General features: G+C 71.8%; 17 protein-coding genes. 5 read left to right on the forward strand and 12 right to left on the reverse strand.

The window, feature by feature from the left end:
* Positions 1-119: 119 nt before the first annotated feature.
* The 3 genes from IG54_RS0113995 to IG54_RS0114005 form a co-directional block, all read right to left on the reverse strand.
* A complete protein-coding gene (locus tag IG54_RS0113995; protein ID WP_051819516.1) occupies positions 120-1700 on the reverse strand; it encodes a serine/threonine-protein kinase in 1581 nt (526 codons plus the stop codon).
* 199 nt (positions 1701-1899) lie between these two features.
* Positions 1900-4797, reverse strand: a complete 2898-nt coding sequence (locus IG54_RS0114000) for a protein kinase (RefSeq protein WP_037897085.1) — start codon at positions 4795-4797, stop codon at positions 1900-1902.
* A 177-nt stretch (positions 4798-4974) separates the two neighbouring features.
* Positions 4975-7047: a serine/threonine-protein kinase gene (locus tag IG54_RS0114005; protein ID WP_030782400.1), complete on the reverse strand. Its 2073-nt coding sequence runs from the start codon at positions 7045-7047 to the stop codon at positions 4975-4977.
* A gap of 134 nt (positions 7048-7181) precedes the next feature.
* On the opposite strand from IG54_RS0114005, the gene IG54_RS0114010 reads away from it, so the two are divergent.
* On the forward strand, positions 7182-8477 hold the full coding sequence (locus IG54_RS0114010) for a serine hydrolase domain-containing protein (RefSeq protein WP_037897087.1): 1296 nt from the start codon (positions 7182-7184) through the stop codon (positions 8475-8477).
* A 102-nt stretch (positions 8478-8579) separates the two neighbouring features.
* On the opposite strand, the gene IG54_RS0114015 is transcribed toward IG54_RS0114010, so the two are convergent.
* Complete coding sequence (locus IG54_RS0114015; RefSeq protein ID WP_030782418.1) at positions 8580-10289, reverse strand: glycerol-3-phosphate dehydrogenase/oxidase; 1710 nt, start codon at positions 10287-10289, stop codon at positions 8580-8582.
* A gap of 227 nt (positions 10290-10516) precedes the next feature.
* On the opposite strand from IG54_RS0114015, the gene IG54_RS0114020 reads away from it, so the two are divergent.
* Entirely contained in the window at positions 10517-11770 is a 1254-nt protein-coding gene (locus tag IG54_RS0114020) for a nucleotide sugar dehydrogenase (RefSeq protein WP_030782420.1), read from the forward strand.
* A 77-nt stretch (positions 11771-11847) separates the two neighbouring features.
* Here IG54_RS0114020 and IG54_RS0114025 read toward each other — a convergent pair whose 3' ends face one another.
* From IG54_RS0114025 to IG54_RS0114040, 4 genes are all read right to left on the reverse strand, one after another.
* Positions 11848-12972: a GuaB3 family IMP dehydrogenase-related protein gene (locus IG54_RS0114025; RefSeq protein WP_030782422.1), complete on the reverse strand. Its 1125-nt coding sequence runs from the start codon at positions 12970-12972 to the stop codon at positions 11848-11850.
* Positions 12973-13102: 130 nt separating this feature from the next.
* Positions 13103-14620 (reverse strand): IMP dehydrogenase, encoded by a 1518-nt coding sequence (gene guaB, locus IG54_RS0114030; RefSeq protein WP_030782425.1) that lies wholly within the window; start codon positions 14618-14620, stop codon positions 13103-13105.
* Between the two features lie 151 nt (positions 14621-14771).
* Positions 14772-15347 carry a sigma-70 family RNA polymerase sigma factor gene (locus IG54_RS0114035; protein ID WP_030782426.1) on the reverse strand — a complete coding sequence of 192 codons (576 nt, stop codon included), beginning with the start codon at positions 15345-15347 and terminating at the stop codon, positions 14772-14774.
* A gap of 266 nt (positions 15348-15613) precedes the next feature.
* Positions 15614-16225, reverse strand: coding sequence for a response regulator transcription factor (locus IG54_RS0114040; RefSeq protein WP_003948568.1), 612 nt, complete (start codon positions 16223-16225; stop codon positions 15614-15616).
* 398 nt (positions 16226-16623) lie between these two features.
* Here IG54_RS0114040 and IG54_RS0114045 point away from each other — a divergent pair, with 398 nt between their 5' ends.
* Complete coding sequence (locus IG54_RS0114045; RefSeq protein WP_030782429.1) at positions 16624-16989, forward strand: WhiB family transcriptional regulator; 366 nt, start codon at positions 16624-16626, stop codon at positions 16987-16989.
* An 89-nt stretch (positions 16990-17078) separates the two neighbouring features.
* Here IG54_RS0114045 and IG54_RS0114050 read toward each other — a convergent pair whose 3' ends face one another.
* Complete coding sequence (locus IG54_RS0114050) at positions 17079-17987, reverse strand: LysR family transcriptional regulator (protein ID WP_030782432.1); 909 nt, start codon at positions 17985-17987, stop codon at positions 17079-17081.
* A 111-nt stretch (positions 17988-18098) separates the two neighbouring features.
* On the opposite strand from IG54_RS0114050, the gene IG54_RS0114055 reads away from it, so the two are divergent.
* Positions 18099-18872 (forward strand): SDR family NAD(P)-dependent oxidoreductase, encoded by a 774-nt coding sequence (locus IG54_RS0114055; RefSeq protein ID WP_030782435.1) that lies wholly within the window; start codon positions 18099-18101, stop codon positions 18870-18872.
* A 267-nt stretch (positions 18873-19139) separates the two neighbouring features.
* Here the strand turns inward: IG54_RS0114055 and groL are convergent, their stop codons facing one another.
* From groL to IG54_RS0114070, 3 genes are all read right to left on the reverse strand, one after another.
* A complete protein-coding gene (gene groL, locus IG54_RS0114060; protein ID WP_030782438.1) occupies positions 19140-20768 on the reverse strand; it encodes a chaperonin GroEL in 1629 nt (542 codons plus the stop codon).
* 137 nt (positions 20769-20905) lie between these two features.
* Complete coding sequence (gene groES, locus IG54_RS0114065) at positions 20906-21214, reverse strand: co-chaperone GroES (protein ID WP_010471835.1); 309 nt, start codon at positions 21212-21214, stop codon at positions 20906-20908.
* Positions 21215-21687: 473 nt separating this feature from the next.
* A complete protein-coding gene (locus IG54_RS0114070; RefSeq protein WP_030782445.1) occupies positions 21688-22614 on the reverse strand; it encodes a polysaccharide deacetylase family protein in 927 nt (308 codons plus the stop codon).
* An 82-nt stretch (positions 22615-22696) separates the two neighbouring features.
* On the opposite strand from IG54_RS0114070, the gene IG54_RS0114075 reads away from it, so the two are divergent.
* Positions 22697-23965, forward strand: coding sequence for a THUMP-like domain-containing protein (locus tag IG54_RS0114075; RefSeq protein ID WP_078594082.1), 1269 nt, complete (start codon positions 22697-22699; stop codon positions 23963-23965).
* The last annotated feature ends 39 nt before the right edge of the window (positions 23966-24004 follow it).

A 24004-nucleotide genomic window follows, 5' to 3' on the forward strand; every position in this document is an offset into this window, starting at 1 on the left:
CCATCATGCCCCACAGGTGTGCGAACGGAATGCGTCTCACCGAGCGGCGGGCGGGTTCCGGCCGCCGCCGCTTGGCGCACCGGGGGCGCACCGCATGCCCCAGGGGCGCGCGGGGGCGCTCAGCCCTCACGCCATCCCCGCAGCATCGCGTCGAACCGCTGCCGCGTGACGGCCCAGTTGTCGGCGGGGGCCGACATGTAGAGGGCGTACTCGACTCCGTCACGGCTGAGATACGTCTGTTCGATGGCGCGGCGCGGGCCCGCGGTGGTGTCGTTGGAGCCGGCGGTCCAGCTGAACTCCCAGAGGGCGCCCTGCTGGTCGCGGAACGTGTTGGAGTTCAGGTGCAGCCGCCGGTAGTCGTGGAGCTTGTCGCGCAGCGGCTTCTCCAGGGACAGCTGGTGCAGATACGGAGACTCGTACTGCGGCTGCTTGTCGACGGCGATGCGCAGGAAGCGGCGGCCGCCGTCGGGCGTGTAGTCGACCTGGTTGCCGTCGACCTCACGCTTCCAGCCCTTGGGCAGCATGAGGCTGAAGCCGTTCGGGTCCTTCACCCGCTCCCAGCTCCGGGGGATGCTGCCGACGGTCCTGCCGGCGTCGTCCTCGGCGGCGCGGGACCTCTCCTGGCCGTCGCCACCGCCCGTGAAGTGCAGAAAGCCGAAGACGCCACCGCCGCCGAGCAGCGCGGCCACGACGGCGAGGGCGACGACGGCAAGCGGGCGACGGCTCCCGGACCCGGGGGCGAGCGCGGTGGGAGCGGGCGCGGAGGAGGACCCGTGCGCCACCGTCCCGGAACGCGCCGCCGGCCTCCCACCGGAGCCCTCGCCCCCGCGCCCGGCCGCCCCCTCCACCACCACGGTCGCGGGGTCCACACCGACCGGCCCGGCGACGGGGTGCCGCCCCTGGGCATGGGCCTGTGTCGGCACGTACGCCTGCGCCCCGCTCGGCCGCCGCCCCTCCGCGGCCTCGGCGAGCATCAGCTCGGCCTCCTCCGCGGTGGGCCTGGCCGCCGGGTCCTTGCGCAGGAGGGCGCTGATGACGGGTGCGAGGACGCCCGCGTGCTCGGGCCGCGCGGGCTCCTCGGTAACCACGGCCTGCATGGTGCCGATCGGTGACGTACGCCGGAACGGGGAGTTCCCCTCCACCGCCGTGTACAGTGTGGCGCCGAGCGCCCACAGGTCGGACGCCGGGCCGGGGTTCGCGCCACTGACCCGCTCGGGCGCCAAGTAGTCGACGGAACCGACGACTTCCCCGGTCCGGGTGATCGTCGAGTCCCCCTCGATCGCCGCGATCCCGAAGTCGGTGAGCAGGATCCGCCGGTCCTCGGACAGGAGTACGTTGCCGGGCTTGACGTCGCGGTGCAGTACCCCGGCCGCGTGCGCGGCGCGCAGGGCCCTGAGGGTCCACAGGCCGATGCGGGCGGCCTCCACGGACTCGACGCGGCCCCGCTCCTTGACGGCGTCCGCCAGCGAACAGCCCTCGACCAGCTCCATCACGATCCAGGGCCGGTCGTCGTACTCCACTACGTCGTGGACGGTGACGACGGCGGGGTGGTTGATCCTGGCGGCGGCCCGCGCCTCGGTCTGCGTGCGCGCGAAGAGGACCGCGCGGTCGGCCTCCTGCACGAACTGCGCGGCCGTCAACTCCTTGACGGCGACGGCACGGTGCAGCACCTCGTCCTGGGCACGCCACACCCGCCCCATGCCACCGCGGCCGATGGGCTCCCCGAGTCGGTAGCGGCCCGCGAGGAGCAGGCCCTGGCTCTGATTCACGTTCCCCCGCAGTGGTCTTGGCGCAAGGCCAGGTTAAGGAGGGGGAGGCCCCCAGGGAACCGCAGGGGGTGGGTGTCACGGCTGATGCGGGCTCAATGTGGTGCTGGTGGCGCGCTGTGCGGGCTGCGGCCTAGCCGGAGACCTGGTAGGACTTCGCCGCCTGCTCGTACAGCCGCGACACCTCGTCCCGCTCCGCCTCGGGCCCCCGCACCTGCACCACGTGGTACTTCCCGCCGACGACCATCGCGAGATTGCGTACGTAGATCTCGCGGCCCTGCGCGTCCTGCCAGGTGAACTGCCCCTCGGCCATGGCCCGCCCGCCGACGTCGATGCGCCGCATGCCGCTGGACGTCGCCCAGGAGGAGTCGCGGAACGGCTGCAACTCGCGCTCGTGCTCGCGCTGGTACTTCATGGGGTCGCTGCCGTAGCTGTCCGTCGTGTCACGTCCCGGCACGACGAGCAGTTCGAAACCGCCCTGGGTGTAACGGACCTGACCCCGACCGTTCTTGGGCTGCCGGTCCCAGCCGCTCGCCACGGCGACGCGGAAGCCCTCCGCGTCCTTGCGCAGGGCGAAACCACGCGGCACCTCGGGCCCGGACGTCTGCGGCTCTTGCGAACTGGGGCTCTTGCCGGCCTCGTCATCACCGGAGCTGCCCTTGCCCGGCTCGTCCTTGCCCGGCTTGTCGTCGCCGGGTTTGCCGTCGCCGGGTTGCTCCTCGTGGCTGGGGCCCGCGCTCGACTCACCGGCGGTCCCCGCGCGGTCGCCCGACCCCCCGTCGTCGGACTCGGGCAGGAACAGGATGGCGTACGCGACCGCCGCGACGAGCCCGACGAGGATGGCGATGAGCAGCAACCGCCCGAGGGAGCGAGGCCGCGCGGGCCCCCGGGCCTGCGGCCGACGGGCCGACCCGGCCTCGCGTAGGGGGCCCCTGGCCTCGCGGAGGGGGCCGGGCTCCCGCTCGCGTGGCGGCGGGTCCTCGCGCAGCCGCCGCGGCTCGCGGCCATGGGGCCCGCGCGCGGCCTTCACATCCCTGCCGCGCCCGCGCTTGTGCCGACCGTGCCCCTGGCCCGTGGTGGCGGGCGCGGCCGCACGGCGTTTGCGCACGACCTCCCCCCTGCGGCGTACGACGGGCAGGCGTCCGGCGTCGTAGGGCGGCACCGGCACGACGTGCGCCCCGGCCTCCGGCTCCGGCGCGGAGCGCACCAACGAACGCAGCCAGCCGCTCAGTTCCTCGAAGTCCAGCCGGTCGGTGGGGTCCTGGCGCAGCAGGGACTCGACGACGGGCCGCAGCGGGCCGCACTCCTCGGCGAAGGCGGGCGGCTCGGCGCATACCAACTGGACGAGTTCCGCGGTGTTGTCCTCGGGGTAGGGCGCGTGTCCCTGAACCGCGCGGAAGAGCAGCGCCCCGAGGGCCCACAGGTCGGTGGCGGGGCCGATGGGCGCGGCGAGCTGCCAGTTCTCGTGCACCGGGCCCGCCTGCTCGGGCGCCCACCGCTCGGTGACGGCGCCGACGACGACCATGCGCGCGTGGCGGGCCCGCTCGGCGTCCAGCGCGGTGGTGGGACCGCGCCGCCCCGCCGCCTCGCCCTCGGCCGCGCCCCAACCGCCGGGCTCCCGGCACTCCTCGCCGCTCTCCCCGTACCCGTCGTACGCCCCGGGCGCGCTCCGCCCCCGGCCGTCACCCGCACTCCGCCGGTGCGCGACGGGCGCCGGGCCCTGCCCCGGGACCGCGCCTTCACGGCGGGCCGTGCCCTCCAGATGGGCCCCGCTCTCACGAGTGGCCGCACCCTCGCGCCGGGCTACGCCGCCGCCACCCACAGGCATCCCCGGCCACCCAGTCCCACCGGAACCGGCACCGGGCCCATCAGGCCTCTCTCCACGTCCCGCCGAGCCGGTCGCGTCCCCGCTCCTTGCCGAGGGCACCCCGCCGCGCGGCAGCGCCCCGTGCCAAGACTTCGTCTCCCCGACTCCATAAGGGTCCGAGATCCGGCCGGCCGTGTTCGAGGCCTCCCCGAAGCCGCCGCCCTCGGCGCTCCGCGGGCCCGGCACCCCGGACGTCTCCTCGTCGACCCTGGCCGCCGCCCGCGCGGCCCCCGCGCGGTACGCCGCGATGGACCCGCCGCGCGCGCCCCGCGCCTCACCCCAAGCAGCCCCCGCGGCCCCAGCTGCCTCCGCCGCTTCCGACGCCTCGGCAGCCCGCCGCGCCGCGAACTCCCCTGCTCCCCCGGGCCCCCCGGGGCCCCCATACGCTCCGTACGTCTCCGGCGCAGGCTCGATCGGCACCTCGTCGGCCTCGTACGCGGCATCGGAGGCATCGGCCTCCTCGTACGCCCCGGCGTACGCTCCCTCATACGCCGCCACGTTCCCGACCGATCCCGCCGACCCCGCGGCCTCCCCCGCCTCCACGGGCCGTGGGTCGTATCCGCACAGCGCCTCCTCGGCCGCCCCGGCCGCCAGGCCCGTCAGCATCACGCGGCCGTCGTCGCAGATCAGCACCGTGCGCGCGGTGATGTTCCGATGCACCCAGCCGTGCGCGTGCAGCACCCGCAGCGCCGCCAGGACGTCCGCCGCGACCTCCGCCGCGCGGTACGGGCTCAGCGGCCGGTCCGCGAGGAGCGCCGCCAGTGGCCTCGCCGCCACCAACTCGCTCACTATCCAGAGCGAGCCACCCTCCGCGAACACGTCGAAGACCTGGTCCAGGCGAGGGTGGTCCGGTATCTGCGCGGCCGTCTGCGCGGCCTCCATCGCGCGCCGCACCGCCGGGTCCGTGGGCCTGCGCGTCGTCCGCGCCGAGGTCCGCCGCACCCCGGTGCCGCCCGCCCCCGCCCGGGGCACGAACCCCTCGGGCAGGTCGTCCTCGTCAAGGACCTCCGCCTCGACGATCTCGGGCAGCGGAACCTGCCTGACCAGGACTTCCTGCCCGCTGTACGTATCGAAGGCACGGGATTCGGCGAGTTCGTACTCGTCCGAGGGCGGTAGCGGCAGGCGGTAGCGGTCGGCGAGCACCCGACCCGCGTAGTCGTCCACGACGCCTCCCCCGTCCGCCCGGTGGTCAATTCCGTTCGTCTTGTGGCTCGTTGCGGCTGCGTACGGTCCGCAAGCACTCACGATACGTGCCGTTGGCGAACCGCAATGAGGGGATACGAGATCTCAGGGCCCGAATCTCAGGCCCCGGATCTCAAGCCCCGCATCCCCCGCCCCGACTCACGACTTCGGCTGGAACGTCTTCGTGAAGGTCCGCCACGTGTCCCGCCGCTGATCGCTCTTCCACTCGTCAGCCTTGGCCGTGTACATGATTCCGTAGCCGAGCCCGCCGTTGACGACGAAGCCGCGGTCGACGGAGCGGTACTTGGTCCCGCCCTCCACGTAGGTGAACTCCCAGTCAGCGGTGTTCCACCCGCGGAAATCCACCTTCTCTATCCGTATCCGGTCATACTGCGACCGGACCATGCCGTTCTCCTGGTTCTTCCAGTCGCGCACCGGGTTGTCCTTGGGCGAGGTCGTCCAACCGATCAGCAGCTTCTGGCCGTTGGGGCCGGTGAACCGCGCGCCCGCGATTCCGGTGGACTGGTACTTCCACCCCTTGGGCAGCCCGATCTTGAAGCCCTGGTCGTGCTCGTACGTCGACTCGGCGCCGTCACCTGGCTTCTCGCCGTCGTCGTTCTGGCTGGGGTCGTGTCCCTCGCCCTCGTCCGAGTCCGAACCCTTGCCCGGGTCGGTGCCCTGGCCCTGGCCCTCTTCCTTGTCGTCCCCGGACCCGGACCCTGACCCGGAACCGGAGCCCTTGCCCGTGTCCTTGCCGGCGTCGTCCTTGCCCTGGCCGCCGGCGCTCGCCCCGCTGGACGCCGCCTTGTCGCCGCCCTTGCTGTCCTTGCCGGACGTGCCGTCCTCATCGTTCGAGAGCGCGAAGGCCAGCACCGTACCGAGCACCGCGAGTACGGCCACCACGGACACGATCACCAGCGTGCGGCGCGGCACCACATCGGTGAGCGATGCCTTCGGGGGCACCCGCGGCGGCGTGCCCGGCGGTGGCGGCACGGCCGCCCCGGCCCCGGCGCCTGCCGTGGTCCCGTAGCCCGAGCCGGCCGCCGACCCCGTCGCCGGGCCGGACCCCGCGCCCGAACCGGACGCCGCGCCCACCGCGGTCCCGGTCACCGCCGAGGTCGCCTTGCGGACCGACCGCAGCGCCCCCTTCAGCCGATCGGCCGCCTCCTCGCCCTTGCGCCCCGCGACGGACCCGGAAGCGGCGGCCGAACCCGCGGCGCCCGCGGCAGCCGTGCCCGCGCCCGGCTTCTTCGTCAGCCTGGCCGGGGTGCCCGACCTGAGCGACTTGGCCGTCTTGGCCTGCTTCTTCGGCAGCGGTGGCAGTGGAGGCAGCGGCACGACCTTGGTCGCCTCGACCGGTTCCGGCTCGGCCTTGGCCTCCGGGGCGTGGATGACGTCCATCAGGAGCGCTCGCGCCCCCGCGTCGTCGAGCCGCTGCTCGGGGTCCTTGGCGAGGAGGCCGTAGATGACCTTCTCCAACGGCCCGGCGTTCGTGGGCTGTTCCACGTCCTCGGTCATCACCGCGGTGAGGGTCGCGATCGCCGACCCCTTGTCGTACGGGGGTACGCCCTCCACCGCCGCGTACAGCAGGCCGCCCAGCGACCACAGGTCGGCCGCGGGACCCGGCTTGTGCCCGCGGGCACGCTCCGGGGAGATGTACGAGGGGGCGCCGACGAGCATGCCCGTCGACGTGATCGACGGGTCGCCCTCGACCTGCGCGATGCCGAAGTCCGTGAGCACGACCCGGCCGTCCTCGGCGATCAGCACGTTCGACGGCTTCACGTCGCGGTGCAGGATGCCCTCGCGGTGGGCGGACCGCAGCACGTCGAGCACGGCGAGGCCGACCTCGGCCGCCCGCTTCGGCGTGAGCAGCCCGTCCTCGCGGATCGCCTCCGCGAGGGACTTGCCCTCGACCAGCTCCATCACGATCCACGGCCGGTCGTCCTCGTCGACCACGTCGTAGACCGTCACCGCGCTGGTGTTGCGGATCCGCGCGATCGCCTTCGCCTCGCGCAGCGTCCGCGTGATGAGCCGCCGCTTCTCCTCCTCGTCGATGCTCGAGGGGAACCGCAGCTCCTTCACCGCGACCGTACGGCCCAGCGTCTCGTCCTTGGCGCGCCACACGGTGCCCATGCCGCCGCGGCCGAGCACCTCTCCCAGCCGGTACCGGCCGGCAAGGAGACGTTCGCTCCTGTCCCGACGGGACTCACCCGTCTGCTCCGCGTCCGACATGCGTCCCCTCTGCTGCTACCGCTGCTACCGCGCAACCCGCCCTGACAGAGCCTTCATTGTCCCCTACCCGGGGACCGGCCGACGCCCAGGGTCCACCGTCCCGCATGATGGACCGCGCACAAGGAGGGAGCGCCATGCCGACACCGCGCTCACTGGCGGCCATCGTCCTGGCGGCGACCCTCATCAGCCTGACGGCAGGCCCGCCGCAACCCACGACGACGACCACGGACGCCACTCTTCCGCTGCTCATCGGCCGAGGCAAGGCCCCGGCCGCGGCCCTCCTGACCCGCGAACTGACCGCACCGCTCCCGAGCACCGCGGGACCGCTCGGCCAGCGGGCCCCCGCAGAGCCACAACAGCCCCACCGGACAAGGCCCGCACGCTTCGCCACGCCGGTCGCCGGTACGCCGCGACCGAAGCCACCCCGGGCGATGACAGCGGCCCCGAAGCCGGTCAGACGGCCCCGCGTTCACTTCGCCCACGCCGCCCGCACCGGCCCCGCCCCCACCCGCGCCGACCACTTCCGGGTGGGCAGCATCACCAAGACGTTCATCGCGACGGTCGTCCTCCAACTCGCCGCCGAACACCGGCTGTCCCTGTCCGACCCCGTGGAGCGCCACCTCCCCGGGCTCGTACGCGGCCCCGGCGCCGACGGCCGGCGCATCACCCTGCGCGCTCTGCTCACCCACACCAGCGGCCTCGCCGACTTCACCGCCGTCACCCACGGCACCCCCCCCCCCCCCCCCCCCCCCCCCCGGGGGGGGCCCCACCCCCCCCCCCCCCCCCGCCCCCCCCCCCCCCCCGTCACTCCCATCCGGGCGGTCCGCACCGCCCTGGCCCGCCCCGCGTCCCCCAAGGGCCGCTGGGCGTACTCCAATACGAACTACGTCCTGCTCGGCATGGTGATCGAGCAAGTCACCGGCCACACCTACGCCACCGAGGCCGAGCGCCGTGTCCTCGGACCCCTCCGTCTCACCGGCACCTCGTTCCCCGGTGCTCGCACCACGCTCCCCTCTCCCCACGGTCGCGCGTACACGAGGGACGGCGAGGACGTCACCCGGCTCGACCCCCGCGTCGCGGGCGCCGCGGGCGAAGTGATCTCCACCCTCGCGGACCTGAACCGCTTCTACGCCTCCCTGCTCACCGGCCGTCTCCTCCCCGCCCCCTTCCTGCGCGAGATGCTCAACACCCGCACCGCACACGGCCGCTACGGCATGGGGCTGTACCCGTACAAACTCCCCTGCGGCACCACGGTGTGGGGCCACAACGGCCACATCGCCGGCAGCTACGTCCGCACCGCCGCCACCCGCGACGGCCGACGCGTCCTCACTTTCCGTGTCAACACGGACAAGCTGGCCGACCCCGGTCTGGAAACGGCCCTCCTGGCGGCCGAGTTCTGCCCCCGCGCCGCGCAGCGGCCGTCTCGCTAGGGCCTGTCCGGCGGATCAGGCCGCACTTGGGTGGCGGTCACCTTTCTGTGCAGATCGGCGTGCCAGGCCCCGCGGCCCGCGGCATGATCCGCCGGACAGGCCCTAGGCGAGCGGCACGATGTCCGGTGCGCCCAGCCGCGCCGCGTCCGCCGTCAGGTCGTCCGGCTGCCGCTGCGACTCCCGCTCGGCCTCCACCCGCTTCTCGTAGTGCTGCACCTCCCGCTCGATCTGGTCCTTGTCCCAGCCGAGGACGGGCGCCATCAGCTCGGCGCACTCCCGGGCGCTGCGCGTGCCCCGGTCGAACGTCTCGATCGAGATGCGGGTGCGCCGGGTCAGCACGTCGTCGAGGTGCCGGGCGCCCTCGTGCGACGCGGCGTAGACGATCTCGGCGCGGAGGTAGTCGTCGGCGCCCGGCAGCGGCTCGCCGAGGGCCGGGTCCGCGGTGATCAGTTCGAGCACCTCCTCGGCCAGTGCGCCGTACCGGTTCAACAAGTGCTCCACGCGCACCACATGGAGGCCCGTGCGCGCGGCGGTCCTCGCCCTGGCGTTCCACAGCGCCCTGTACCCCTCGGCGCCGACCAGGGGGATGTCCTCGGTGACGCACTCGGCGACCCGCTGGTCCAGCGCGTGCACGGCCTCGTCGACGGCGTCCTTGGCCATGACGCGGTACGTCGTGTACTTGCCGCCCGCGACGACCACGAGGCCGGGCGCCGGATGCGCGACCGTGTGCTCCCTGGACAGCTTGCTCGTGGCGTCCGACTCCCCGGCGAGCAGTGGGCGCAGGCCGGCATAGACCCCCTGGACGTCGTCCCGGGAGAGGGGCACCGCCAGGACCGAGTTCACATGCTCCAGGAGGTAGTCGATGTCGGCGCTGGACGCGGCCGGGTGGGCCTTGTCGAGGTCCCAGTCCGTGTCGGTCGTGCCCACGATCCAGTGCCGTCCCCAGGGGATGACGAACAGGACGCTCTTCTCGGTCCGCAGGATCAGTCCGGTCGTGGAGTTGATGCGGTCCTTGGGCACGACCAGGTGGATGCCCTTGGACGCCCTGACGTGGAACTGCCCGCGCTCGCCGACCATCGCCTGTGTGTCGTCCGTCCACACGCCCGTGGCGTTGACCACCTGCTTGGCGCGGATCTCGTACTCCCCGCCGCCCTCCACGTCCTGCACCCGGGCGCCGACCACGCGCTCGCCCTCGCGCAGGAAGCCGGTGACGCGCGCGCGGTTGGCGACCTTCGCGCCGTACGCCGCCGCGGTGCGCACCAGGGTGGCCACATAGCGGGCGTCGTCCATCTGCGCGTCGTAGTACTGCATCGCGCCGACCAGCGCTTCCTTCTTCAGGCACGGGGCGACGCGCAGGGCGTGGCGGCGCGTCAGATGGCGGTGCATGGGCAGGCCGCGGCCGTGCCCGCGCGACATCGACATGGCGTCGTAGAGCGCGACGCCCGATCCGGCGTACAACCTCTCCCAGCCCTTGTGCTGCAAGGGGTAGAGGAACGGCACGGGCTTCACGAGGTGCGGGGCGAGCCGCTCCAGGAGCAGGCCGCGCTCCTTCAGCGCCTCCCGCACGAGCGCGAAGTCGAGCATCTCCAGATAGCGCAGTCCGCCGTGGATCAGCTTGCTCGAACGGCTGGAGGTGCCCGACGCCCAGTCCCTGGCCTCGACCAGGCCGGTGGACAGGCCGCGGGTGACCGCGTCGAGAGCCGTCCCCGCGCCGACCACCCCCGCGCCCACGACCAGGATGTCCAGCTCCCGGTCGGCCATTCCCGCAAGTGACTCGGCACGCTCGGCCGGCCCCAGTGTCGCTGTCCTCACCGCTGCCTCCCGCTGTGATCGGGTGTGGTCGGACTCACATCATGCCCAGATTTCGTCCCCGCCCGCCGATCTCACCCGCAGCCTGTGGACAACACTCCGGACTTCGGCGCGAGGCAATACCGCAAATCGGTCATATTTACTCCTAGTCTGACATTGCGCTGGTCCGCCTTGTCCACAGGGCTTGCGCGCTCGTCCCGCTCCGGCTATTGGGAGGACGGCCCACCGCCATGCCCGCAGATCTCGCAGTCATCGGTCTCGGCCACCTCGGCCTGCCCCTCGCGCAGGCCGCCGTCGCCCGCTCCATCGCCACCATCGGCTACGACCCGGTCCGCGCCACCGACCTGGCAGGCGGCCGCCTGCCCTGCGACGGTGCCGAGGGAACCCTCACCGCCGCCGACGTACGCCGGATGCTCTCGGGGGGCTTCCGGCCGACCACCGACCCGGCCGAACTCGGCAGGGTCCGCACCGCCGTCATCTGCGCCCCCACTCCGCCCGCCGCCGACCGCTCGCTCGACCTGAGCCAGGTGGCCGAGGCCGCCCGGGCGCTGGCCGCGCGGCTGCGCCCGCACACCACCGTGATCCTCGAATCCCCCGCGTACCCGGGGTCCACCGAGGAATTCGTCCGTCCGATCCTCGAATCCGGCTCGGGCCTGCGCGCGGGCCGCGACTTCCACCTCGCCTACTCCCCGGGCCGCCTCGACCCCGGCAACCGCTCGCACGGCTACGCCGGCACCCCGAAGGTCATCGGCGGCCTCACCCCGGCCTGCACCGAATCGGCCGCCACCTTCTACGGCCGCCTCACCGACAAGGTCGTCCGCGCCCGAGGCCCCCGCGAGGCCGAGACCGTGCACCTCCTGGAGACCAACTACCGGCATGTGAACATGGCGCTGGTCAACGAGATGGCGGTGCTCTGCCACGACCTCGGCATCGACCTGTGGGACGTCATCCGCTGCGCGGAGACCAAGCCCTTCGGCTTCCAGGCCTTCCGGCCCGGCCCCGGCGTCGGCGGCCACGGCGTCCCCCTGGACATCCCGAACCCGTCCCGCGGGGCCCGCCCCCTGCGCATGGTCGAACTGGCCCAGCAGGTCAACGACCGCATGCCCCAGTACGTCATCCAGCGCTCGGCGACCCTGCTCAACGAACACGGCAAGTCCGTCCGCGGCGCCCGCGTCCTGCTCCTCGGCGTCACCTACAAACCTGACCTGGCCGACCAGCAGGGCGCCCCCGCCCAGGAGGTGGCGACCCGCCTCATGGAGCTGGGCGCGGCCGTCAGCTACCACGACCCCTACGTCTCCAACTGGAGCATCCTCGGCAGGCCCGTCCCGCGCGCGGACTCCCTCTACGAGGCGGCGGCCGACGCCGACCTCACGATCCTGCTCCAGCACCACCGCACGTACGACCTGCAAGGCCTGGCCGTGAAGGCCCAGCTCCTGCTGGACACCAGGGGCGCGACCCCGGCGGGCGCGGCTCACCGCCTCTGAGTACGCGGAAGGGCCCCGGTACGCACGTACCGGGGCCCTTCCGTAGAGCAGCGTCCAGAAACTGGACCCTCAGATGCTCACCGCTTGTGCTGCGAGTCCGCGACCGTCACCTCGACGCGCTGGAACTCCTTCAGCTCGCTGTAGCCCGTCGTCGCCATCGCGCGGCGCAGCGCCCCGAAGAAGTTCATCGAGCCGTCCGGGATGTGCGAGGGACCGGCGAGGATCTCCTCGGTCGTGCCGACCGTGCCCAGGTGGACCTTCTTGCCGCGCGGCACGTCCTCGTGGACGGCCTCCATGCCCCAGTGGTGGCCCTTGCCGGGCGCGTCCGTGGCGCGCGCCAGCGGGGAGCCCACCATCACGGCGTCGGCGCCGCATGCGATGGCCTTGGGCAGGTCACCGGACCAGCCCACGCCGCCGTCGGCGATGACGTGCACGTAACGGCCGCCGGACTCGTCCATGTAGTCACGGCGGGCGGCCGCGACATCGGCGACGGCGGTGGCCATCGGCACCTGGATGCCCAGGACATTGCGCGTGGTGTGCGCGGCGCCGCCGCCGAAGCCGACCAGGACGCCCGCGGCGCCCGTGCGCATCAGGTGCAGGGCGGCGGTGTAGGTGGCGCAGCCGCCCACGATGACCGGCACGTCCAGCTCGTAGATGAACTGCTTCAGGTTCAGCGGCTCGGCGGCGCCGGAGACGTGCTCGGCGGAGACGGTGGTGCCGCGGATCACGAAGATGTCCACCCCGGCGTCCACGACGGCCTTGGAGAACTCGGCGGTGCGCTGCGGGGAGAGCGCGGCGGCGGTGACGACGCCCGCGTCGCGCACCTCCTTGATGCGCTGCCCGATCAGGTCGGCCTTGATGGGGGCCGCGTAGATCTCCTGGAGGCGCCGGGTCGCGGTCTCCGAGTCCAGCTCGGCGATCTCGTCGAGCAGCGGCTGCGGGTCCTCGTACCGCGTCCAGAGGCCTTCGAGGTTCAGGACGCCGAGGCCGCCCAGTTCACCGATGCGGATGGCCGTCTGCGGCGAGACGACCGAGTCCATGGGGGCCGCCAGGAAGGGCAGCTCGAAGCGGTAGGCGTCGATCTGCCACGCGATCGAGACCTCCTTCGGGTCGCGGGTGCGCCGGCTCGGTACGACGGCGATGTCGTCGAAGGCGTACGCGCGGCGGCCGCGCTTGCCGCGCCCGATCTCGATCTCAGTCACGTTGTGGGGCCTTTCCCTCTTGGTCTGCCTGTCCAGTATCCCCGACACACACGGAAGGGGCGGCCCCGGTGAGCCGGGACCGCCCCTCCACGCGCGCGTGGAGCCGCAAGGCCGTGTGATACCGCTGAAGCTACTTACTACGGCTGTAGTTCGGCGCCTCGACCGTCATCTGGATGTCGTGCGGGTGGCTCTCCTTGAGGCCCGCGGACGTGATGCGGACGAAGCGGCCGTTGGCCTGGAGGTCGGGGACGGTACGCCCGCCGACGTAGAACATCGACTGGCGCAGACCGCCCACCAGCTGGTGGACGACCGCCGAGAGCGGGCCGCGGTAGGGGACCTGGCCCTCGATGCCCTCGGGCACCAGCTTCTCGTCGGAGGCGACGCCCTCCTGGAAGTAGCGGTCCTTGGAGAAGGAGCGCTGGTCGCCGCGGGACTGCATCGCGCCGAGCGAGCCCATGCCGCGGTACGACTTGAACTGCTTGCCGTTGATGAACATCAGCTCACCCGGGGACTCCTCGCAGCCGGCGAGCAGCGAGCCCAGCATGACCGTGTCCGCGCCGGCGACGAGCGCTTTGGCGATGTCTCCGGAGTACTGGAGGCCGCCGTCGCCGATGACCGGGACACCGGCCTCCTTGGCGGCGAGCGACGCTTCGTAGATGGCCGTCACCTGCGGCACGCCGATGCCGGCGACGACACGCGTCGTACAGATGGAGCCGGGACCGACGCCGACCTTGATGCCGTCGACACCGGCGTCGATGAGCGCCTGGGCGCCCTCGCGGGTGGCGATGTTGCCGCCGATGACGTCGACGCCCGGGGCGTCCGACTTGATCTTGGCGACCATGTCGCCGACCAGGCGGGAGTGGCCGTGCGCGGTGTCGACGACGATGAAGTCGACGCCCGCGGCGACCAGGGCCTGGGCGCGCTCGAAGGCGTCGCCCGCGACGCCCACGGCGGCGCCGACCAGGAGGCGGCCCTCGCCGTCCTTGGCGGCGTTCGGGTACTTCTCGGCCTTCACGAAGTCCTTGACCGTGATGAGGCCCTTGAGGACGCCCGCGTCGTCGACCAGCGGAAGCTTCTCGATCTTGTGGCGGCGCAGCAGCTCCATGGCGTCCACGCCCGAGATGCCGACCTTGCCGGTGACCAGCGGCATCGGCGTCATGACCTCGCGGACCTGGCGGCCGCGGTCGTTCTCGAAGGCCATGTCGCGGTTGGTGACGATGCCGAGCAGCTTGCCCGCCGCGTCGGTCACCGGGACGCCGCTGATGCGGAACTTCGCGCAGATCGCGTCGGCCTCGGCGAGCGTCGCGTCCGGGTGCACCGTGATCGGGTCGGTGACCATGCCGGACTCGGAGCGCTTCACCAGGTCGACCTGGTTGGCCTGGTCGGCGATGGAGAGGTTGCGGTGCAGCACGCCGACGCCGCCCTGGCGCGCCATGGCGATCGCCATGCGGGACTCGGTGACCTTGTCCATCGCGGCCGAGAGCAGCGGGACGTTCACCCGCACGTTCTTCGAGATGTACGAGGAAGTGTCGATCTGGTCGGGCGCCATGTCCGACGCGCCCGGCAGCAGCAGCACGTCGTCGTAGGTCAGCCCGAGCGTCGCGAATTTCTCGGGCACCCCAGTCGAAGAACCGCCGTTTGCAGTCATGACACCTTCCCCAAATGGCCTTGATCGGTGCGGATGTCCATGCTAACGGGAACGAGGGGTGTCTCATTCCACGACCAAGATCATCGGCAAGCTTTGTACGTTCGTACGTCTCTGTGTTCGCCTGCGGTTACCGCTCCGTCTTCGCCTGCGGTTACTGCTCGGCGAGCGCCCGCAGGCGGCTCAGCGCCCGGTGCTGGGCCACCCGCACCGCCCCCGGGGACATCCCCAGCATCTGGCCCGTCTCCTCGGCCGTGAGCCCGACGGCGATCCTGAGGAGCAGCAGCTCGCGCTGGTTGTCCGGGAGGTTGGCGAGGAGCTTCTTGGCCCACTCCGCGTCGCTGCTGAGCAGGGCGCGCTCCTCGGGGCCGAGCGAGTCGTCGGGCCGCTCGGGCATCTCGTCGGAGGGCACGGCGGTGGAGCCGGGACGGCGCATCGCCGCGCGCTGGAGGTCGGCCACCTTGTGCGCGGCGATCGCGAAGACGAACGCCTCGAAGGGGCGTCCCGTGTCCTTGTAGCGCGGCAGGGCGAGCAGGACGGCGACGCAGACTTCCTGCGCCAGGTCCTCCACGAAGTGGCGAGCGTCACCCGGCAGTCGGGACAGCCGGGCGCGGCAGTAGCGCAGCGCGAGGGGGTGCACGTGTGCGAGCAGGTCGTGCGTGGCCTGCTGGTCGCCCTCTACGGCGCGAAGGACGAGGGCACCGATCACCGTCGTCTTGTCATCGCGCATCGGTCCATGGTGCCTTGACGCTGACTGATCTGTGGCACCGCGTCCGTAGTTGTGCACTGAAGCGTTATGAGCAGGTGCGCCGGAACTCATCTCCTGCGCCCTCCCCTCCCGCTCGATCGACTCGTCCCCGAGGAACTCCACACCTCAAGGATGCGGCATCGGCCGCGAAGCGACAGCAACCGCTCCCGAGAGGGGGTGCGGCGGGCGTCGGGCACCCCGCCCACCACATGGCGGGCGGGGAGGGCCGGGCCCCCGCTGCGGCACACTCAGCGGACCAGACCCCAGCGGAAGCCGAGCGCCACCGCGTGCGCCCGGTCCGAGGCGCCGAGCTTCTTGAAGAGCCGCCTGGCGTGCGTCTTCACGGTGTCCTCGGAGAGGAACAGCTCGCGCCCGATCTCCGCGTTCGAACGGCCGTGACTCATGCCTTCCAGGACCTGGATCTCACGCGCGGTGAGCGTGGGCGCGGCGCCCATCTCGGCCGAGCGCAGTCTGCGCGGGGCGAGCCGCCACGTCGGGTCGGCGAGCGCCTGCGTGACCGTCGCGCGCAGTTCGGCGCGCGAGGCGTCCTTGTGCAGATAGCCGCGGGCACCGGCGGCGACCGCGAGCGCGACCCCGTCCAGGTCCTCGGCGACGGTGAGCATGATGATGCGCGCACCGGGGTCGGCGGACAGCAGCCGCCGGACGGTCTCGACGCCGCCCAGACCGGGCATGCGTACGTCCATCAGAATCAGGTCCGAGCGGTCGGCACCCCAGCGGCGGAGGACTTCCTCGCCGTTGGCCGCCGTCGTCACACGCTCGACACCGGGCACGGTCGCGACCGCGCGGCGGAGCGCCTCTCGGGCAAGCGGGGAGTCGTCGCAGACGAGGACGGATGTCATGACTGTCCTCCGCGGCTCTCACAGCTGCTGCGCGTCACCTTGAGCCTCCAGGCTGGTACATATTCGTCACCTGTGCGGTTGACGCTCTCGGACACCTGCCCGAGCGCTTCTTCTTTCAACCGCCTCGCACTCTCAACGACGGTCACCCGAAAGAGTTACGGGGCAGTCAGCCATCTTCGGCACTCTACGTGAGGGCGCGGACACAGCGCAGAGCGTGCGGCACACCCTCAAGGTTTCATCACAAGCTATGCCCCATTTAGCGCCTTTTGTTCCCTTTTGCCGGTGTCTATGGCTAGATTCGCAATGAGTCATATTTTCATCTCCTTAGACAGTAGATGTACGGTCATAACGGTCATGGACACCGTATCCGCGTCAGAACGGCTTCAAGGGGACCAGCAATGGCAGATTTCTCCCGCCTTCCCGGACCGAACGCAGATCTGTGGGACTGGCAGCTCCTCGCGGCCTGCCGCGGGGTCGACAGCTCGCTCTTCTTCCACCCGGAGGGCGAGCGGGGCGCGGCGCGCAGCGCGCGAGAGAACTCCGCCAAGGAGGTCTGCATGCGGTGCCCGGTGCGCGCGGAGTGCGCCGCTCACGCACTCGCGGTGCGCGAGCCGTACGGCGTATGGGGCGGACTGACGGAGGACGAGCGCGAGGAACTCATGGGGCGGGCGCGCAATCGCCTGGTGACGGCGGCGGCGTCGACATCGGCTTCGGCTTCGGCTTCGGCTTCGGCTTCGGCAGGGAGAGCCGTCTCGCACCACTGAGGCGCCGTGTCACCTCTCTGAAGGAACGTTTCTTCGAACTTGCGGACGGGTGGGCGCCCTCAGCGCCCCACCGTCGGCGCGCTCCCCCATCAGCGCGCCGCAGCCCGCGCGAGGTGGTCCAGCGTGGCGGCGACGGCCGGTACCTGCGCCAGGTCCGGAAGCGTGAGCGCGACGATCTCCCGTCGCACCGCCGGCTCCACCGTCACCGTGCGGGCACCCCTGGGACGTACCGAATCGATGGCGAGTTCGGGCAGGACCGCGACCCCCAGGCCCGCGCCGACCAGGCCGATCACCGTCGGGTAGTCGTCGGTCGCGAAATCGATCCGGGGCGCGAAGCCGGCGGCCTCACAGACCTCGACCAGTTGCCTGCGGCAGCGCGGGCAGCCCGCGATCCACGGCTCGTCGGCGAACTCCCCGATGGTGACCGCCTCCGCCCCGGCCAGCCGGTGCTCCTCGGGTACGAGACCGACGAGCCGGTCCGCGAGCAGGGGCCGTACGACGAGGTCGTCCCACTCCTCCGCCGCGGACGCGCCCTCGGACGCGCCGTCGTAGCGAAACGCCAGCGCCACATCGCAGTCGCCCTCGCGCAGCATCTCCACCGAGCGCGGCGGCTCGGCCTCGACGAGGGAGACACGCGTGCCCGGGTGCGCCGCGCGCAGCGCCGCGAGGGCGCCGGGGACGAGCGTCGAACTGCCGCTCGGGAACGAGACGAGCCGGACCCGGCCCGCGCGCAGGCCCGCGATGGCGGCGACCTCCTCCTCCGCGGCGGTGAGCCCGGCGAGGATGCCCGTGGCATGCCTGACCAGGGCTTCCCCCGCCTGCGTCAGACGCATCTCGCGGCCGGTGCGGATCAGCAGCGGCGTGCCGGTGGAGGATTCGAGGGCCTTCATCTGCTGGCTCACCGCAGGCTGGGTGCAGCCGAGTTCACGGGCCGCGGCCGAGAAGGAGCCGGTGGTGGCCACGGCGCGCAGGACACGGAGATGACGGGCCTCGATCATGCTTCGAGCATAAGTGATGCTTGGGCCTGTCACGAAATGTCATGACGCGCCTTTGAGACAGTGGGGCGCGTGTGTCACACGCTCGTTATCGGGGCTCACTAGCCTTGGGCCATGACTACGGCTCTGATTACGGGATCCACCGCCGGCATCGGCGCCGCCTTCGCGCGACGCCTCGCCGGCGACGGCCACAACCTCGTCCTGGTGGCGCGCGACACCAAGCGGCTGCGCGAGCAGGCGACCGAACTGCACGACCGGCACGGCATCGAGGCGGAGGTCCTCACCGCGGACCTCGCCACCGACGGCGGCATCGAGTCCGTCGAGAAGCGGCTGGCGAACCGCAGGGACCCGGTCGATCTGCTGATCAACAACGCGGGGTTCGGCAACAAGGGCCGGTACCTGGAAGTCCCGATGAGCGACGAGCTGACCATGCTCAAGGTGCACTGCGAGGCGGTGCTGCGGCTGACGTCGGCGGCCGCGGGGCCGATGCGGGAGCGCGGGCGGGGCGGGGTGGTGAACGTCGCGTCGGTCGCGGCCTTCGTACCGCGCGGCACGTACGGCGCCTCGAAGGCGTGGGTCGTGCAGTTCACGCAGGGCGCGGCGAAGGACCTGGCGGGCAGCGGGGTGCGGCTGATGGCGCTGTGCCCCGGCTTCGTGCGTACGGAGTTCCACGAGCGGGCCGGGATGGGCACGTCCAACATCCCCAACTGGATGTGGCTCGACGCGGACAAGCTGGTGGCCGCTGCGCTGGCCGACTTGGCGCGGGGCCGGACCGTCTCCATCCCCGATCCGCGCTACAAGGCCCTGATGGGCCTGGTGAAGGTGACGCCGAGGTCCCTGCTGGGGGGCGTCACGTCCCGCACGGGCCGGAAGTACGGGCCTCAGTAGGTCTTATAGGCCTCGCGTCTGCCGGGTCGGTGCTCGTCGCCGACCGCGGGCCGTGGTCCGTCCTCGCGCAGTTCCCCGCGCCCCTGACGGGGCCCGGTGGTGCGCCCCTTCAGGGGCGCGGGGAACTGCGCGACCGGCCAAGAACAGACTCGCACCCGGTACGGACAGAGCAACCCGGCAGACGCGCCCCCGAAAAGGGCTGAGGCCCGGCTCCCCCCGCAAGCAAGGGAAGCCGGGCCTCAGTCACCGTTCAAGCGAGCGCAGCGGTCAGTGCGAGTGACCGTGGCCGTGGCCGTGCCCGGCCTCCGCCTCGTCCTCCGCCGGCTTCTCGACGACCAGGGTCTCGGTCGTCAGGAGCAGGGAGGCGATCGACGCGGCGTTCTCCAGCGCGGAGCGCGTGACCTTGACCGGGTCGATGACGCCGGCCTTGACCAGGTCGCCGTACTCGCCGGTCGCGGCGTTGAAGCCGAAGCCCTTGTCCAGCTCGGCGACCTTCGAGGTGATGACGTAACCCTCGAGGCCGGCGTTCTCGGCGATCCAGCGCAGCGGCTCGACGGCGGCGCGGCGGACGACCGCGACACCCGTGGCCTCGTCGCCGGTCTTGTCGAGGTTGCCCTCGAGGACCTTGACGGCGTGGACCAGGGCGGAGCCACCACCGGAGACGATGCCCTCCTCGACCGCGGCGCGGGTCGCGGAGATGGCGTCCTCCAGACGGTGCTTCTTCTCCTTCAGCTCCACCTCGGTGGCGGCGCCGACCTTGATGACGCACACGCCGCCGGCCAGCTTCGCGAGGCGCTCCTGGAGCTTCTCGCGGTCCCAGTCGGAGTCCGTGGCCTCGATCTCGGCCTTGATCTGGGCGACGCGGCCCTCGACGTCGGCCTTGTTGCCGCCGCCGTCGACGATCGTGGTGTCGTCCTTGGTGATGGTGACGCGGCGGGCGGTGCCGAGCACGTCCAGGCCGACCTGGTCGAGCTTGAGGCCGACCTCCTCGGCGATGACGGTGCCGCCCGTGAGGGTGGCCATGTCGCCGAGCATCGCCTTGCGGCGGTCGCCGAAGCCGGGGGCCTTCACCGCGACGGCGTTGAAGGTGCCGCGGATCTTGTTCACGACCAGGGTCGACAGGGCCTCGCCCTCGACGTCCTCGGCGATGATCAGGAGCGGCTTCGAGGAGTTGGCCTGGATGACCTTCTCGAGCAGCGGCAGGAGGTCCTGGATGGAGGAGATCTTGCCCTGGTGGATCAGGATGTACGGGTCGTCGAGGACGGCCTCCATACGCTCCTGGTCGGAGACCATGTACGGGGACAGGTAGCCCTTGTCGAAGGCCATGCCCTCGGTGAAGTCCAGCTCCAGGCCGAAGGTGTTGGACTCCTCGACGGTGATGACACCGTCCTTGCCGACCTTGTCCATCGCCTCGGCGATCAGCTCGCCGACCTGCGGGTCCTGGGCCGACAGACCGGCGACGGCCGCGATGTCGGCCTTGTCGTCGATCGGGCGGGCGGTGGCGAGCAGCTCCTCGGAGACGGCCGCGACGGCGGCGTCGATGCCCTTCTTCAGGGCGGCCGGGGAGGCGCCGGCCGCGACGTTGCGCAGGCCTTCCTTGACCAGGGCCTGGGCGAGCACGGTGGCGGTGGTGGTGCCGTCGCCAGCGATGTCGTTGGTCTTGGTCGCCACCTCCTTCACCAGCTGGGCGCCGAGGTTCTCGTACGGGTCCTCGACCTCGACCTCACGGGCGATGGTGACGCCGTCGTTGGTGATGGTCGGGGCGCCGAACTTCTTGTCGATGACGACGTTGCGGCCGCGGGGGCCGATCGTCACCTTGACCGTGTCGGCAAGCTTGTTGACGCCGCGCTCAAGGGCGCGACGGGCGTCCTCGTCGAACTTCAGGATCTTCGCCATGGGAGCGATTCAGCCCTCTCGAAAACTCGGGTGAACGAACCGCGCCCCTCGCCGCCCGGCAATCAGCGGGGTGACCAGGGGCGCAGCTCAAAAAGCAAATCTGCTGGTGAAGCAGGTGATGCAGGTGAAGCGGTGAATTACTTCTCGACGATCGCGAGCACGTCGCGAGCCGAGAGGACGAGGTACTCCTCGCCGCTGTACTTCACCTCGGTGCCGCCGTACTTGCTGTACAGCACGATGTCGCCGGTCTTCACGTCGAGCGGCAGACGCTCGCCGTTCTCGAAGCGGCCCGGGCCCACGGCCAGGACGACGCCCTCCTGGGGCTTCTCCTTGGCGGTGTCCGGAATGACCAGGCCGGAGGCCGTGGTCTGCTCGGCGTCGAGCGGCTGGACCACAATGCGGTCCTCGAGCGGCTTGATGGCAACCTTGGAGCTGGTGGTCGTCACGATCCGGTCTCCCCCTTCGGAGATCTCACGGGGTTAACAGTCTTAGGTGTGGCGACCAGGTGGATCCGTCGTCGCGGGTGCCGGACCTGCCCGTCGCTATTGGCACTCTCCAACGGGGAGTGCCAGAAGCGAGACTAGGACGGCGATTAGCACTCGGTCAAGCGGAGTGCCAATCGACTGCGTCCGGCTTCAGCGGATCGCGGCGCCCCGGGCGGGCGGGGCGGGCGGTGTTTTCCCTCGTTCGGGGCAACGGCTCTCGATGACTCCGGGTTCCCCGCCCGCGGCTCGCGGAGGCCTCGTTTCCCCACAGGCGGAGGCGGACGGCTCCCTGTCGGGGAGCTTCTCCGCCGCCTTTCTGCCCAGTCGCTCGATCGGGTCGACCGATTCGGCGCAGGACGTCAGCAGCGCGGGCGCGAGTACTCCGCACAGGAGGGCCCCGGTGAGGAGGCGGCGGTGGGCTCGCGCCCGCCGGGTCACAGGTAGTCCTCCAGCCTGGCCACCGCGTACCCCTTGGCCGTGACCGTCCTCATGAGCCTGCGGACCATGTCGGGCATGGTGCCCTTCCAGTCCTCGCGGCCCCTGAAGTGGGTGAGGATGATGTCGCCGGGGTGCAGGTCGCGGTCCCACTCGCGGTACTCCATGCGGTCGGCGAAGACCTCCGCGTTCCACAGCGGCACGGCCTTGATGCCGCACGACCTCGCGGCGCGCAGGGTGTTGGCGTTGTAGTTGCCGTACGGCGGGCGGAAGAGTTCGGGCCGCTTGCCGTAGCGCTTCTCGATGGTGTCCTGCATGCCGCAGATCTCGCGGCGCTGGCTCTTGTACGAGAGGCCGGGCATATAGCGGTGATTGAGGGTGTGGTTGTTCAGGGCGACCCCGTGCGACTGCATCTTCTTGAAGTACGCGTAGTCCTCCTTGACCAGGTAGTCACTGAGGAAGGCGGTGTACGGGATCCTCAGGTCGCTCATCATCCTCAGCAGCGCCGGATCCTTCTCGGCGCCGTCGTCGATGGTGAGGAAGACGACCTTCTGCTTGGTCGGGATGCTCGTGAAGACCGGCGGCAGCTTGGCGTGGCCCTTGACCTCGAAGCCCTTGCGGGTCTTGAGCCGCGGCTTCTTCCTGGGGGGCGCGGGCGCCGCCAGCGGGGTCCTTGCGAGGCGCCAGCGCTTGGCGGCCGCGACCCGGGCGGCCTGGGAGACGCCGAGCTGATGGGCGTAGGAGTCGAGGGCCCTGGCGGGCGGGGCCTTGAGCGGCTGCTGGCCGTGGGCGGGCTTCACGGCGTCCGAGCCGCCCGCGGAGGCGCAGCCCGAGGCGATCGCCGTGACGGTCAGCACCGCCACGACGGCACGCGTCTGATTCTTCCGCCGTGCGGCGGATTCTTCCTTTTGTCGTACGAGTTGCATGGCGCCGGATCCTCGCAGCTCACCGGCGTACCCCGGGGTCGACACCGCCACCGGCCGCGCACCATCCACCGACTGGCCCACAATGGGGCGGGTGAACGACCCGAACACGCCGAGCACCCCTGCCGCCGACCGCACCTCCGAAGGCGCCGAGGACGCGGGCCTCGACGATCCCCTCGCCGCCTTCGCCGCCCTGCGCACCGAAGCGGGGCGGGCCCTGCTCGACGAGGTGCGGGACGTGGAGCCCGCGCGGGAACTCGCCGCCGCCACCCGGCTGCGCCGCGAGCACCCGGCGCCGCTGGTCTCGGCCGCGCTCGCCCAGGCGCGGCTGCGCCAACGGGCCGTGGCGAAGTTCGGCGCCGAGGACGCGGCCCGGATGTTCTTCACGCCGGACGGCGTCGAGCAGTCCACCCGCGCCTCCGTCGCCACGCACCGCGCCGAGAGTTTCAAGAGGCTCGGGGTGCGTTCCCTCGCCGACCTGTGCTGCGGCATCGGCGGTGACGCGATCGCGCTGGCGCGGGCCGGGATCTCCGTGCTGGCCGTCGACCGGTCCCCGCTGACCTGCGCGGTCGCCCGTGCCAACGCCGAGGCGCTCGGGCTCGCCGACCTCATCGAGGTCCGGGAGGCCGATGTCATGGACGTGGACACATCGGCGTACGACGCGGTGTTCGTGGACCCGGCGCGGCGCTCCTCCAAGCGCGGCCGCATCTTCGACCCGGAGTCCTACTCCCCGCCGCTGTCCTGGGCGGTCCGGGCGGCCCGCAAGGCCCCGCGCGCCGCGCTGAAGATCGCCCCCGGGATCCCGCACGAGGCGATCCCCGCGGGGACCGAGGCCGAGTGGATCTCGGACGGCGGCGATGTGAAGGAGGCGGTGCTGTGGTTCGGCACGGACGCGCCAGCCTCGCACCGCGCGACGCTCCTGCCCCAGGACGTCTCCCTGTGGAGCGCCCTGGACGCGATGCTTCCCGACCCCGAGGTGCGGCCCGTGGGGCGGTACCTGTACGAGCCGGACGGCGCCGTCATCCGTGCGCATCTGGTCGCCGAGGTCGCGGCGCGGGTCGGCGGCGGGCTGATCGACGAGACCATCGCGTACGTCACGTCCGACGCGCTGCACACGACGCCCTACGCGGTGGCGTACGAGATCACCGACCGGCTCCCCTTCGGTGTGAAGAAGCTGAAGGCCCTGCTCCGGGAGCGGGAGGTCGGGATCCTGACGGTGAAGAAGCGGGGTTCGGCGGTGGAACCGGAGGAGCTGCGCCGCAAGGTGAAGCCGCAGGGGAAGAACGCGGCGACGGTGTTCCTGACGCGGGTGGCCGGGGCGCCCACGATGCTGATCGGCCACCCGGTCCCGTAACTCGGCCGCCCGGCCCCGGAAAGGAGCGCGGGGGCCGGG

The sequence above is a fragment of the Streptomyces sp. NRRL S-920 genome, assembly GCF_000717945.1.
GTDB classification, from domain to species: Bacteria; Actinomycetota; Actinomycetes; order Streptomycetales; family Streptomycetaceae; genus Streptomyces; species Streptomyces alboniger.

Excerpts from the sequence above, each read along its gene's own strand:
- IG54_RS0114035 (WP_030782426.1), bottom strand. The coding sequence starts at position 15,347 with ATGCGCGATGACAAGACGACGGTGATCGGTGCCCTCGTCCTTCGCGCC.
- IG54_RS0114020 (WP_030782420.1), top strand. The coding sequence starts at position 10,517 with ATGCCCGCAGATCTCGCAGTCATCGGTCTCGGCCACCTCGGCCTGCCC.
- groL (WP_030782438.1), bottom strand. The coding sequence starts at position 20,768 with ATGGCGAAGATCCTGAAGTTCGACGAGGACGCCCGTCGCGCCCTTGAG.
- IG54_RS0114050 (WP_030782432.1), bottom strand. The coding sequence starts at position 17,987 with ATGATCGAGGCCCGTCATCTCCGTGTCCTGCGCGCCGTGGCCACCACC.
- IG54_RS0114005 (WP_030782400.1), bottom strand. The coding sequence starts at position 7,047 with ATGTCGGACGCGGAGCAGACGGGTGAGTCCCGTCGGGACAGGAGCGAA.
- IG54_RS0114045 (WP_030782429.1), top strand. The coding sequence starts at position 16,624 with ATGGCAGATTTCTCCCGCCTTCCCGGACCGAACGCAGATCTGTGGGAC.
- IG54_RS0114040 (WP_003948568.1), bottom strand. The coding sequence starts at position 16,225 with ATGACATCCGTCCTCGTCTGCGACGACTCCCCGCTTGCCCGAGAGGCG.
- IG54_RS0114070 (WP_030782445.1), bottom strand. The coding sequence starts at position 22,614 with ATGCAACTCGTACGACAAAAGGAAGAATCCGCCGCACGGCGGAAGAAT.
- IG54_RS0114010 (WP_037897087.1), top strand. The coding sequence starts at position 7,182 with ATGCCGACACCGCGCTCACTGGCGGCCATCGTCCTGGCGGCGACCCTC.
- guaB (WP_030782425.1), bottom strand. The coding sequence starts at position 14,620 with ATGACTGCAAACGGCGGTTCTTCGACTGGGGTGCCCGAGAAATTCGCG.
- IG54_RS0114055 (WP_030782435.1), top strand. The coding sequence starts at position 18,099 with ATGACTACGGCTCTGATTACGGGATCCACCGCCGGCATCGGCGCCGCC.
- IG54_RS0114075 (WP_078594082.1), top strand. The coding sequence starts at position 22,697 with ATGGGGCGGGTGAACGACCCGAACACGCCGAGCACCCCTGCCGCCGAC.
- IG54_RS0113995 (WP_051819516.1), bottom strand. The coding sequence starts at position 1,700 with ATGGGGCGGGTGTGGCGTGCCCAGGACGAGGTGCTGCACCGTGCCGTC.